Source organism: Sporichthya sp., from assembly GCF_013815995.1.
Taxonomy (GTDB): Bacteria; Actinomycetota; Actinomycetes; order Sporichthyales; family Sporichthyaceae; genus Sporichthya.
On sequence record NZ_JACDFE010000170.1, the window covers coordinates 1 to 10,216 of the forward strand.

Below are 10,216 nucleotides of genomic sequence, written 5' to 3' on the forward strand. Positions count from 1 at the left end.
GTCGGGCGCTGTCCGCGGGGACGCCGAGCCCAGCGGCGATCTGCGCGGTCAGCGCAGCGACGGCGGCGTGGGCGGCCGGCGAGCCGGGCTCGAGGATGGGCTCGGACCACGGGTCGTCGAGCAGCGCCGGTTCGTTCCAGAGCGCGACGTGGTCGGCGCGCCAGTACAGCGCGATCGCCCAGCGCGGCAGGGGCTCGCCCGGATACCACTTGCCCTGCGTGTGCAGCACCACCCCACGGGGGGCGTAGTGCGCCTTCAGCCGCTCCGCCAGCGCGACCGCGTACGTGCGCTTCTCCTCGCCGTCCGCGGCGATCTGCCATTGCGCGGACTCCATGTCGCCGGCGGCGACGAAGGTCGGCTCGCCGCCCATGGTCAGGCGCACGTCGCCGGCGGTGAGCCGGGCGTCCACCTCGGCGCCGAGCGCGTGGATGCGCTCGAGCTGGGTCTGCGAGTACGGCTTGGTGACCCGAGGGTCCTCATGGATGCGCCGGACGGTGTTGGAATACTCCATCACCGTCTCGGCCGGGCCGGTGGTGCCGGTGATCGCGGCGGCCTGCTCGGGGCGGGGTGTGCCGACCAGCGGGATGTGGCCCTCGCCGGCGAGCAGGCCGGAGGTCGCGTCCAGCCCGATCCATCCGGCCCCGGGCACGTAGACCTCGGCCCAGGCGTGCAGGTCGGTGAAGTCGGTCGACATCAAGCCGGCGATCACTTGTGACGGGTCGTCAGGTACCAGCTGGACGAGGTAGCCGGACACGAACCGGGCGGCCATTCCGAGTTCGCGCAGGATCGCCACCAGCAGCCAGGCGCTGTCCCGGCAGGACCCGATGGCACGTTCCAGGGTCCGCTCGGGGGAGAGCACGCCCTCTTCCATCCGGATCGAGTAGGCGACGTCGCCGGCCACCCGTCGGTTGAGCTCGACCAGGAAGTCGACGATCGGAGTGCCCTTGGCCGAGTCTGCGTCGAAAGCGTTGAGCCAGTGGGCCAGCAGCGGGCTGGGTCCCGAGCCGGGAGCGGCGCCGGGTTCGGTGACCGGGCGCAGGTAGGGCTCGAGGTCCTCGGCCAGGCCGGCCGGGTACTCGAAGGGGAAGTGCCGGGCGTCGGAGTCGACGAAGAAGTCGAACGGGTTGACCACGGAAAGGTCGGCGATCAGGTCGACGGTGATGGACAGCTCGCGGGCGGGCTCCGGGAAGACCAGGCGGGCGGCGTGGTTGCCGTAGACATCCTGCTGCCAGTTCACGAAGTGGGCCTCGGGCTCCACCGTCAGGGAGTAGCCGAGGATCGGGGTGCGGCAGTGCGGCGCCGGCCGCAGCCGGACCAGGTGCGGCCCGATGTCGGTCGGCCGGTCGAACTTGTAGACCGTTCGGTGCTCGACGGCGACCCGGATGGCCACAGGTAGGACCCCTTAGGTCGGCGGGCGGCGCCCACTGCGCCCTGATCCTGTCAGGCTTCCCGATGCCGTGACGCGGCATGTTTCGTCGCGGTGACGATCACCGCTCGGGGGCTACCCCCAGGAGATCGGGACATGCTCCCGCCGCTGCGGGAACGCACCCTCAGGTCGCGGGCGCTGCCTGGCGGGAGCCTGTTTCGGGTCAGCTCCGGTCGCCTGCGACCGGAGATCCGCGCCCCGAAGGAGATCCCATGGAACTCATCCTCGCCGTCCTCGCCGCCGGCCCCCTCGGCTACTTCGTGCGGGACCGTCGGCGCGCGCTGCTCGCCTACCTCGCGGCCTGGGCCGTGGCCTTCCCGGTCCAGTGCGTGGTCGTGAACTCCGAGGGCGACCTCGATGCCAGCTACTGGCCGATCAACGCGGCGATCCTGGCCGTGGGCCTGGGACTGAACCGGCTCGGCATGGTCCTACGCGAACGGCGCCGCCCCGGGATCACTCCCGGAACGGCGCCGCTCTGACGGTGCCTCAGCGCCCTCGAAACGCACGGCGGGTTGTGGACGGACATTCACGTTCAGTGCGAAGACGTCCGGCCGGGCGTAGTGCCCGACCGGGTCGAACATCCGCCGATGCGCCTGCACGGTGGCCTCGACGTCGATCTGGGCGACGACGATGCCTTCCTGATCGCGCAGCGGTCCGGCCAGGATCTCGCCACCAGGGGCCACGATCGTGCCCATTCCGCGGCTCATCCAGTCGGCGTCAGCCGGAGCGGTGGCGTCGCGGTAGATCTCCCCGCGAAGCTCGGCCGGGACGTCAGCGCCACGCAGGACCGGGGACACCCCGATCACGTAGCAGCGGCCCTCCTTGGCGATGTGCCGCAGCGTGGAGATCCAGGTCTCGTCGTTGTCCCAGGTGGGCGCGACGAGGATCTCCATGCCCTGCGCGTACATCGCCGTCCGGGCCAGCGGCATGTAGTTCTCCCAGCAGATCAGCCCGCCGACGACCCCGAAGGGGGTGCGCACCACGCCCAGGGTCGAGCCGTCGCCGTAGCCCCAGACGGCGCGTTCACCGCCGGTCGGCATCAGCTTGCGATGTTTGCCGGCCAGCGTTCCGTCCGGCGCCAGATAGATCAGGGTGTTGTAGAGCGTGCCGCCCTCGATCTCGTTGATCCCCATCGCGACATAGGTGCCGGTCTCGCGGGCGGCCTCGCCGAGTCGCGTGACCACCGGCCCTGGCACCTGCACGGCCTGGCTGTAGAGGCGGGACATGTACGTCCCGTCGCTCCAGGCCGGAAGCCGCCAGACCCAGTCCGGGTAGGTCGGCACGAACGCCTCCGGGAAGACGACGAGCCGGGCGCCCTGGTCCGCGGCCTCCTTGATGAGGGCACACGCCTTCTCGACCGTGGCGTCGGTGTCGAGAAAGACCGGGGTGGCCTGGACGGCGGCGACGGTGACCTGCATGGCGGTCCTCCGGCTGGGTTCGGTTGTGCCTCCCAGCATCCAACCCGAGGGCCGAAAAAGATCTCAAAGAAGTCTCGCGAGATCTGTCGATTCCGGTCCGGGGCGTTCGTAGCAGGGGTGAGAGACCGGCACGGGAGCCGGTCATCACACCTGGAGGACCGTCATGACCGCCACCGCCACCACCGCCCTGACCACCCCTCGCACCTCCGTCCGACCGCTGGTGAAGTCCGGCCTGATCGCCACCGTGGCCGCCTCCGTCGCCACCAGCGTCGTCGCGGCCGTGGGGCACGGCGCCGGGATCTCGCTCGACATCTCCGGCGAGGCCATCCCGATGTTCGGCTCCCGCAGCTGACCGCGATCTTCTCGCTGATCGGGCTCGCGCTCGCGGTCGTGCTGGCCCGTCGCGCCGGGGCGCCGCGTACCACCTTCGTCCGCGCCACCGTCGCCCTGACCGCGCTGTCCCTGGTCCCGGACGTCCTCGCCGACGCCGCCTGGGACACCCGGGTGCTGCTGATGCTCACTCACCTGGTCGCGGCCGCCATCGTGATCCCCGCGCTCTCCTCCCGCCTGCCGGAGGGAGCGCTCCGCACCCGGGCAACACCTCGATAAGGCCCCGGCGGGCCGGGAGCGATTCCCGGCCGGTCCGGGGTCGTTACCCCTTCCGCTCCGGAGGCAACAGCGGGAGGGTAGGCCGGTCAGTTCCACCGTCACCGGAGGAGGACAGCCATGTATGCCCTGTTGATCGAGGTCAATGCAAACGACTCCCACGTGGAGCAGGCCCGCAAGGCACTGCCGGAGATGGCTGTGCCGATGGCCAAGGAAATGGGGGCGGTGTCGGGCGTCTGGCTCGCCCCCGGCGGAACCGATCGCGGGATCTCCATGACCGTGTTCAACTCCGAGCAGGAGGCGCGCCAGGCGGCCTCGCAGTTCACCGTCGGCCAGCCGATGGGTCCGGTCGAAGGAGTGACCGCTCGCATCATCGAGGTCCGCGAGGTGCTCGCTCAGCTCTGAGGCGTCAGCTTCCGCCGAGGTCCCGCTGCATGCAGACCGACGTGGCGCTGTCCACGTACGGCGCGAACCGCGGAACCTCGGCGAAGCCATGCCGCCGGTAGAACCCGATCGCGGCGTGCTGCTTGTCGCCGGTCTCCAGCCGCACCACCGACGCCCCACTCGCGCGGGCGTGATCGAGCAGGGCCGTGATTATCGCGTCCGCGACGCCGTGGCCCCGATGCTCCGGTCGGACGTAGAAACGCTTGAGCTCCGCGGTTCCGCCGCCTTGGAGCTCGATCCCGCCGATTCCCACCAGCGCTTTGCCGACGCGGACACCGACGAGGCGGACGCCGTTGCGTTCCAGCTGCTCGACGGAGTACCCGAACGACTCCTCCGGGGCGTAGCCCTCGCCGGCCAGATCCGCGGTGAGAGCCGTCATCAAGGGGCCGACCTCGGGGTCGCGCGCAGCCACCGTCAGGGCTTCGTGGCTGCTCACGCGCCGGAGACTAGCGACGCAGCGTGAAGACCCAGGCGTCGTGCACGCGCACGGCGCCGCGCCCAGGGTCACCTCGGCGCCGTCGCCGCAGCCGGCTTCCACGGAGTCGGCCGGGAGACTGTCGGAGTCCAGGTTGATTTGTCGGCCGCCCGCCGCCGGCCGCCGGCCGCCGGCCGCCGGCCGTCGTCCAGCGCTCCAGCGACCCGGAGGCCACTCCCGACTTCGGGAGCGCCCGCCATTCGTCGGCTCCCGGCTCCGTCCCGCATCGGGTACTTCTGCGGGGGATTCGTGTCCGGCCTCGCGCCGGAGCCGAGGACGAGCATCTCGGATCCGGTCTACAGCGCGGCGGCGGAGAACCAGGCCGCGTAGGGCCACGGCGTCACCTTGGCTCAGGTGCCCGCCTTGCCGGGCACGGTCCCCGGAGCGCGGGTCGGCGCTTGCGGGGTGCTGGTCGGCGCGGCCGGGGGTGCGCCGTCCAGTCTGGCCACGAAGGCTGAGCGCGCCGACCTGAACTCGCGCCCCGCACCGCTGCCCGCCGGCTTCACGGCTCCATCCAGGGCCCGGCTGCTCGGGCCCTGGCGGGCTGACGTTCCTGCGGCCGGTACCTGCGGACTGGACCGGGTCCACTTCCGGGCCGACGGCACCTGGGCAGCCAACGACAACCCGAAATTGGTCGGGGGCCGTGGACGCTCGGACGAGCGGGCTGTTGATGAGCATCGGCAACCTCGCCAGTACGGCATCGGCCTGCTACGTCAACGGTGAGCCCAGGCCGACCCGGAAATCGATGTGGTCCGATGGATGAGTCTCTGCGCCCGGGTTGGTGTCCGCGGTGGACACTTCGTCTTCTTCGACGAAGACGGTGTTGAGCTGGGGACGGGTGCGGCGGGGAGTTCGGCCGGCACAGCTACGCTGACCGGGCGACGAGCCGGCCGGACGGCCGCGCCGGGAGCCTTCCCGAGAGGCGAGCGGTGAGGAAAGTCCGGACTCCACAGGGCAAGGTGGTGGGTAATACCCACCCGGGGTGACCCGCGGGACAGTGCCACAGAAAACAGACCGCCGCCGGTTCGCCGGCGGTAAGGGTGAAACGGTGGTGTAAGAGACCACCAGCGTCCGGGGTGACTCGGACGGCTCGGTAAACCCCACTTGGAGCAAGGCCAAGATCGTCGGGCACTTTTCGGAGAGTCCGGCGTGTGTGAGCGTCCGAGGGCTGCCCGCCCGAGCTCACAGGTAGGCCGCACCGAGGTCGACGGCAACGTCGGCCCCAGATGGATGGCCGTCTCACCGGACGCAATTCCGGTGAACAGAATCCGGCTTACAGGCCGGCTCGTCGCTCCACACTCTCGGTGACCTGCGTGTTCGAGCTATCGGTGCAGGTCAAAGGGCGTTCCGGAATCGTGCTCATATCCTGTCTAGCCCTGCCTATTACCCGGTGTTCCCGAGTATCTCGCGGGGTTGGCGCGGGGTTGACGGTCCGTCAGCGCCGAGCATCGCGTCAATCGCGGCCTTGGTGGACTCGTCGGCCGTGGGGAACAGATGCCCGTAGGTATCGAAGGTCTCCGAGATGTTCTTGTGGCCCATCCGGGCCTGGATCACCTTCGGGTGCTCGCCGGCGGCGATAAGCAACGAGGCGTAGGTGTGTCGCAGGTCGTGCATCGTCGTGTGAGCGGGCAGTCCCGCCCGCAGGACAGCGGCCTTCAGCGACTCGTTGAACCCGTTGCGCCGCATCACGCGGCCAGCCGAGGACCCGTAGCCAGCGGTCCCGCGCCCGGTGTTCGTGAAGATCAAGCCTTCCGGCCCGGCTCCGTACTCGGCCAGGTGGGCGGCCAAGGCGTCCGCGACGGTCTGGGGGAGCGGGACTGTGCGGTTGGAGGATGCTGTCTTGGGCGGGCCGAAAACGGGGTGGCCGTTGTCTGTGTTCCGGGCAAGCTGCCGGTCCACGCGAATAGTGCCCCGCAGGAAGTCCACCCGGTCTTTGGTGAGCCCGAACAGTTCGGCGTCACCGACGGAGCGGATGTTCGCGTCCGGGTTGAGCGCGCTCAGCGTCCAGCATCGCCAGAGCGGCGACGAAGGACTAGTTGCGGTCGGTGGCGGGGCCCGGGGGCGGGTCCATCGCAATCCGGGCGCTCGCCAACTAGGAAAACTACACAGAATTGTCTATAGTTTTCCCATGAGTCTTGCTGCGGCCGAGCCGCTGCCCATTGCCGAGGCGAGCCGTCGCGGCGTCTCCAAGCTCGTCGCCGACGCCGAGAACGGTCATGCCACCATCCTGCGCAGGCACGCAGAGCCCGTGGCTGCGGTGATCAGTTTCCGTGAGCTGCAACGTCTCGAGGGGCTCGAACGGGACTTGGTCGACCTTGCTCTCGTTCTGGCCCGGGCTGCCACGGATACCGGTCGCCGGACTTCTTTGGACGAAGCGATCGGGTCGATGGGTTTCACGCGGGACCAATTGACGTCTATGGATGATCCAGCGTAAGCGGTGCCGCCCAAGAAGCGAGGCGAACATTCCGGGCCGGCCGAGGTCTGGCTGACCGGCCCCGCGGTCGAGGATCTGCGCCGCCTGGACGGCGCGCCGTTGGTGTGGGCCTTGAAGAAGATGCTGTTGCTCGAAACCGATCCTCTCGCCGGCGAACCGTTGCTCGGGTCTTTGGTCGGCTACCGCAAGCTCGTTGTCGGCAACCGCGATTGGCGCGTCATCTGGCGGGGCATCAGCGACGAGCGCGGCATGCTAACCGTCGAGATCGCGGAGGTGTGGGCAGTCGGCGCGAGATCTGATGGCGAGGTGTACGCCGAGATGGAGCGGCGCGTCGCCGCACTCGGGGACACACCCGTGCGGCGGTCCCTTGAAGCGATAGTTGGTGACCTCGGCAGGGCTGCGAAAGCGGTTCAGGTCACCCCTGTCGCCGTTGCCCCGTCAGCTCCCGAGCCGTGGCTGGTCGCGCGGTTGGTCCACACGGCCGGCCTGGAGCGCGCCGAGATCTTGGCGATGACCAGCGAACAGGCCGTCGACGCGTGGACGGACTTCATCACCCGCCAGCGCTGATCGAGTCGAGGGATCACATCACCATGCCGCTGGGGATGGTCAACCCTGGGACGACTCCCGGGGCGGCCAGCACCAGCAGACCCAGGGCGCTCAACAGCGCTGCCGTCGCGAGCGTCGCGGTGCGACGCCGCGGGAAGATCTTTTCGGCCGCGATGATCCCCGCGATAAGGGCCATCCAGGTCAGGCTCATGATGCCGAGCGCGAACAGCGCGGCCATCAGCGCCCAGCAGCAGCCGACGCACCAGGCGCCGTTGCGCATCCCCATCCGCAACGCGCCCCAGTGGCCCTCACGCCAGAATCCCAGCAGGAATCCGAGCGGGCTGTGGCACTTGCCCAGGCAGACGTCTTTGAGCGGGGTCAGTTCCCAGGCCGCCGCGACCAGCAACGTGACCCCGACCAGCCACCGGCCCGCATGGTCCCACCCGAGGGCATCGCCACCGAACAGGCTGGAGGCACCCCCGATCCCGAACGCCACCAGGCCCGCGACGGTCCAGGTCAGCAGGTACCCCGCGGTGAACAGCAGCGGCGACAGCGGGGAACGCCGCCGGGTCATTCGCGAGTACAGCGCGATCGTCGGCGCCACCGACGGCAGCATCATCGCGGCCATCATCGTGACCCAGATGCCCAGGAACCCACCGAAGGTCCCCAGCGCCGTCCACGGGCCGTCGTCCATGCCCGACATCTGATCCGCCGTCGAGCGCCACGCGAGCGCTGCGAGTCCGAACAGCAGCGCGACCAGCCCGAGCCGGTGCCGGGCTGCGGTGAACGCCGGTCCGGGGCCCGCAGCGAGGCCGGGCCGGACGGCGGCCGGGGCGGTCATGCCTCAGGCGGCCCAGGAGAACTCGGAGCTGGACAACCCGGTCTTGCCCTCATAGGAGATGCCGAACGCGTTGATGCGCGACCGTTTCGCTTCCGCCATCGTCAGGTCGGAGCCGGCCGGGTGGAACATCCCGGAGAAACGCACGGGTTGGCCTGTGGTCACTCCGAACGGGACGATGTCCTCGACCTCGAAGTCGATGGCGTCGCCGACCCGAACGCTGTGCCGCAAGCCGTCGTGGCGGACCTCGATCGGGGCCCGCTCGATGCCGAGCATCTCGCCCACCAGCGGACTGAGCGCGGCCATCGGCCCGCCGAGCTGTCCGCCGAAGACGGCGCCCAGCTTGGCGAGCTGTGCCTCATCGGCGTTTTCGTCGACGAACATCCCCAACCGCCAGTTGCCCTCGGTCATCACCTTGGGGGTGTCAATGATGGCGGCGACCTTCAGCCCGCCGACGTCGACGCCCTCGACCTCGCCCTGGCGGATGTCGAACACCAGCGTCGCCCGGCAGAAGTCGTAGGTGGCACCGTGGTCCAGCGAGAGGTTGCACGGGCACATCAGTTCGCACGAGCACGTCTCGACGTAGTTTCCCGTCAGGTTCCACGACATGGGCGGCCTCCTTCAGGCTCGCGCCGAGTGTTGCGCCCCACGAGCCCGCCCGCAAGTCCCGGATCCGGATCCCGGCTCGGCCCGCAGGGCGGCGAGGCGGCGGCGATTGTGTCGAGTTCGTTGCTCGACGAGCTCGTCCGGAGGGCGCGCGGCGGATCGTGGCGCAGGCGTTGCAGGCCCGAGGTGCGCTGGCCGAGTTGATGGACACGTTCTTGCGCCGGCTGGCCGAGGCATTGGCGGCTTGGGAGATCCCCCCGGCGTACGCGGCGGTCTTCGGTTCGGCTGCCCGCGGCACGATGAGCCTCGACAGCGACCTGGACCTGCTACTGATTCGTCCCGACGAAGCTGACGAGACGCGGTGGGATGCCCAGGTCGATTCCCTGGTGCAGGCCGTGAACGGGTGGCTCGGCAACGACACCCGCCCGCTGCAATTCGCGGCAGCAGAAGTGCTCGCGGCCGGCGGCGATCTACCGGTGCTCGCGGAGGTTCTGCGGGAGGGTTGACCGTGGCCGGTGATCGGCGGTGGCTGGCCGACCAGCAGCCGACGACGTCCGCGAGGCACTGCAGTACGCGGCCGCCGCTTCTGAGGTGACGATGCTGCCTTTGCAGGAGTTGGCTTGAGGTTTCTGGTCGACCAGAACCTCTCGCACCGGATCTGCCCACTCCTGAAGGCGGGCGGGCACGACGTCATGCCATGTGCAGTCGGTGTCCCTGTAGGCCCAGGCGATCAGGATGGCCGGGCAACGCTCGCACCGAAGACCGCCACGTCAATCACGGTTGACCTACGTCGGCGGTCAACCTATGTTGACTCCATGACGGACACCGATGACTCCACGGCCGTCACCGCGGCGACGACGGCGGCGGCCGCGACCGACATCGATCCCCGGGTCGGGCTGCGCGCCGTGGTCGCGCTGCGCCGCCTGGTCGAGCGGCTGGAGGACCTGCAGGTCCGCAGCGCCCGGCTGGCGGGGTGGTCCTGGGAGGAGATCGGGCAGTCGCTGGGGGTTAGCAAGCAGGCGGTCCACAAGAAGTACGGCCAACGGGAGAAGGGCAGGCGGTAGTCGTGTTCGAGCGGTTCAGCGACGAGGCCCGTGGGGTGGTGGCGCGCGCGCAGGACGAGGCCCGGGCCCTGGGCCACTGTTGGATCGGTGCGGAGCACCTGTTCCTGGGCGTGCTGGACGCACCGGCCGGGGCCGGGCCGGGCGAGCTCGAACCTTTGGGCCTCACCGCGACGGTTTGGCGGGAGGCGGTCCTCGACGTTCTCGGACCCCGCGGGCGGCTGGGCCCGACCGACACCGACGCGGAAGCGTTGGGCACGCTGGGCATCGATCTGCACGAGATCCGCCGCCGCGCGGAGGAGCGGTTCGGCCCAGGGGTCCTCGACGTCCCGCCGCCGGGCCGGGCCGGCCGGTGGCGGAGG

Annotated in this window: 16 protein-coding genes and 1 other RNA gene; 11 read left to right on the plus strand and 6 right to left on the minus strand. The window is 69.9% G+C overall.

The annotated features are described in order from the left end of the window. A partial coding sequence (locus H0X00_RS17210) for a transglutaminase family protein (RefSeq protein WP_293773260.1) occupies nt 1-1,390 on the minus strand: 1,390 nt, incomplete at its 3' end. 248 nt (nt 1,391-1,638) lie between these two features. Between H0X00_RS17210 and H0X00_RS17215 the strand changes: the two genes are divergently transcribed. After that, nucleotides 1,639-1,905: a hypothetical protein gene (locus H0X00_RS17215; protein WP_293773261.1), complete on the plus strand. Its 267-nt coding sequence runs from the start codon at nt 1,639-1,641 to the stop codon at nt 1,903-1,905. Here the strand turns inward: H0X00_RS17215 and H0X00_RS17220 are convergent. Then, complete coding sequence (locus H0X00_RS17220; RefSeq protein WP_293773262.1) at nt 1,855-2,844, minus strand: carbon-nitrogen hydrolase family protein; 990 nt, start codon at nt 2,842-2,844, stop codon at nt 1,855-1,857. The two genes, H0X00_RS17215 and H0X00_RS17220, sit on opposite strands and share 51 nt — an antisense overlap. A gap of 163 nt (nt 2,845-3,007) precedes the next feature. Here H0X00_RS17220 and H0X00_RS17225 point away from each other — a divergent pair, with 163 nt between their 5' ends. The 3 genes from H0X00_RS17225 to H0X00_RS17235 all read left to right on the plus strand — a co-directional run bounded on the left by H0X00_RS17225 (nt 3,008) and on the right by H0X00_RS17235 (nt 3,855). Beyond that, nucleotides 3,008-3,196 carry a DUF6069 family protein gene (locus H0X00_RS17225; RefSeq protein ID WP_293773264.1) on the plus strand — a complete coding sequence of 63 codons (189 nt, stop codon included), beginning with the start codon at nt 3,008-3,010 and terminating at the stop codon, nt 3,194-3,196. A gap of 38 nt (nt 3,197-3,234) precedes the next feature. Beyond that, nucleotides 3,235-3,453 (plus strand): DUF6069 family protein, encoded by a 219-nt coding sequence (locus H0X00_RS17230; RefSeq protein WP_293773266.1) that lies wholly within the window; start codon nt 3,235-3,237, stop codon nt 3,451-3,453. A 117-nt stretch (nt 3,454-3,570) separates the two neighbouring features. Next, the gene (locus H0X00_RS17235) at nt 3,571-3,855 is read left to right on the plus strand and encodes a hypothetical protein (protein WP_293773268.1); all 285 of its coding nucleotides are present in this window, start codon (nt 3,571-3,573) and stop codon (nt 3,853-3,855) included. 4 nt (nt 3,856-3,859) lie between these two features. Here H0X00_RS17235 and H0X00_RS17240 read toward each other — a convergent pair whose 3' ends face one another. Continuing rightward, a complete protein-coding gene (locus H0X00_RS17240; protein ID WP_293773269.1) occupies nt 3,860-4,330 on the minus strand; it encodes a GNAT family N-acetyltransferase in 471 nt (156 codons plus the stop codon). A 393-nt stretch (nt 4,331-4,723) separates the two neighbouring features. On the opposite strand from H0X00_RS17240, the gene H0X00_RS17245 reads away from it, so the two are divergent. Both H0X00_RS17245 and rnpB read left to right on the plus strand, forming a co-directional pair. After that, on the plus strand, nt 4,724-5,092 hold the full coding sequence (locus H0X00_RS17245) for a hypothetical protein (protein ID WP_293773271.1): 369 nt from the start codon (nt 4,724-4,726) through the stop codon (nt 5,090-5,092). Between the two features lie 159 nt (nt 5,093-5,251). Continuing rightward, nucleotides 5,252-5,661: RNase P RNA component class A (gene rnpB, locus H0X00_RS17250), an RNA gene on the plus strand. Nucleotides 5,662-5,752: 91 nt separating this feature from the next. On the opposite strand, the gene H0X00_RS17255 is transcribed toward rnpB, so the two are convergent. Then, on the minus strand, nt 5,753-6,445 hold the full coding sequence (locus H0X00_RS17255) for a site-specific integrase (RefSeq protein ID WP_293773272.1): 693 nt from the start codon (nt 6,443-6,445) through the stop codon (nt 5,753-5,755). Between the two features lie 52 nt (nt 6,446-6,497). On the opposite strand from H0X00_RS17255, the gene H0X00_RS17260 reads away from it, so the two are divergent. Together H0X00_RS17260 and H0X00_RS17265 are read left to right on the plus strand one after the other, a co-directional pair. Next, nucleotides 6,498-6,803 carry a type II toxin-antitoxin system Phd/YefM family antitoxin gene (locus H0X00_RS17260; protein WP_293773274.1) on the plus strand — a complete coding sequence of 102 codons (306 nt, stop codon included), beginning with the start codon at nt 6,498-6,500 and terminating at the stop codon, nt 6,801-6,803. A gap of 120 nt (nt 6,804-6,923) precedes the next feature. Beyond that, nucleotides 6,924-7,370 carry a hypothetical protein gene (locus H0X00_RS17265; protein WP_293773282.1) on the plus strand — a complete coding sequence of 149 codons (447 nt, stop codon included), beginning with the start codon at nt 6,924-6,926 and terminating at the stop codon, nt 7,368-7,370. A gap of 13 nt (nt 7,371-7,383) precedes the next feature. Here the strand turns inward: H0X00_RS17265 and H0X00_RS17270 are convergent, their stop codons facing one another. Further along, nucleotides 7,384-8,190, minus strand: coding sequence for a DUF2182 domain-containing protein (locus H0X00_RS17270; protein ID WP_293773275.1), 807 nt, complete (start codon nt 8,188-8,190; stop codon nt 7,384-7,386). Between the two features lie 3 nt (nt 8,191-8,193). After that, nucleotides 8,194-8,796: a DUF1326 domain-containing protein gene (locus tag H0X00_RS17275; RefSeq protein WP_293773277.1), complete on the minus strand. Its 603-nt coding sequence runs from the start codon at nt 8,794-8,796 to the stop codon at nt 8,194-8,196. 158 nt (nt 8,797-8,954) lie between these two features. On the opposite strand from H0X00_RS17275, the gene H0X00_RS17280 reads away from it, so the two are divergent. The 3 genes from H0X00_RS17280 to H0X00_RS17290 all read left to right on the plus strand — a co-directional run. Next, complete coding sequence (locus H0X00_RS17280; RefSeq protein ID WP_293773278.1) at nt 8,955-9,299, plus strand: DUF294 nucleotidyltransferase-like domain-containing protein; 345 nt, start codon at nt 8,955-8,957, stop codon at nt 9,297-9,299. Between the two features lie 309 nt (nt 9,300-9,608). Beyond that, complete coding sequence (locus H0X00_RS17285; protein ID WP_293773280.1) at nt 9,609-9,857, plus strand: helix-turn-helix domain-containing protein; 249 nt, start codon at nt 9,609-9,611, stop codon at nt 9,855-9,857. A gap of 2 nt (nt 9,858-9,859) precedes the next feature. Next, a partial coding sequence (locus H0X00_RS17290) for a Clp protease N-terminal domain-containing protein (RefSeq protein WP_293773281.1) occupies nt 9,860-10,216 on the plus strand: 357 nt, incomplete at its 3' end.

Coding starts and splice junctions, on each gene's coding strand:
- H0X00_RS17265 (WP_293773282.1), top strand. CDS start 6,924: ATGCTGTTGCTCGAAACCGATCCTCTCGCCGGCGAACCGTTGCTCGGG.
- H0X00_RS17275 (WP_293773277.1), bottom strand. CDS start 8,796: ATGTCGTGGAACCTGACGGGAAACTACGTCGAGACGTGCTCGTGCGAA.
- H0X00_RS17235 (WP_293773268.1), top strand. CDS start 3,571: ATGTATGCCCTGTTGATCGAGGTCAATGCAAACGACTCCCACGTGGAG.
- H0X00_RS17225 (WP_293773264.1), top strand. CDS start 3,008: ATGACCGCCACCGCCACCACCGCCCTGACCACCCCTCGCACCTCCGTC.
- H0X00_RS17285 (WP_293773280.1), top strand. CDS start 9,609: ATGACGGACACCGATGACTCCACGGCCGTCACCGCGGCGACGACGGCG.
- H0X00_RS17220 (WP_293773262.1), bottom strand. CDS start 2,844: ATGCAGGTCACCGTCGCCGCCGTCCAGGCCACCCCGGTCTTTCTCGAC.
- H0X00_RS17215 (WP_293773261.1), top strand. CDS start 1,639: ATGGAACTCATCCTCGCCGTCCTCGCCGCCGGCCCCCTCGGCTACTTC.
- H0X00_RS17270 (WP_293773275.1), bottom strand. CDS start 8,190: ATGACCGCCCCGGCCGCCGTCCGGCCCGGCCTCGCTGCGGGCCCCGGA.
- H0X00_RS17260 (WP_293773274.1), top strand. CDS start 6,498: ATGAGTCTTGCTGCGGCCGAGCCGCTGCCCATTGCCGAGGCGAGCCGT.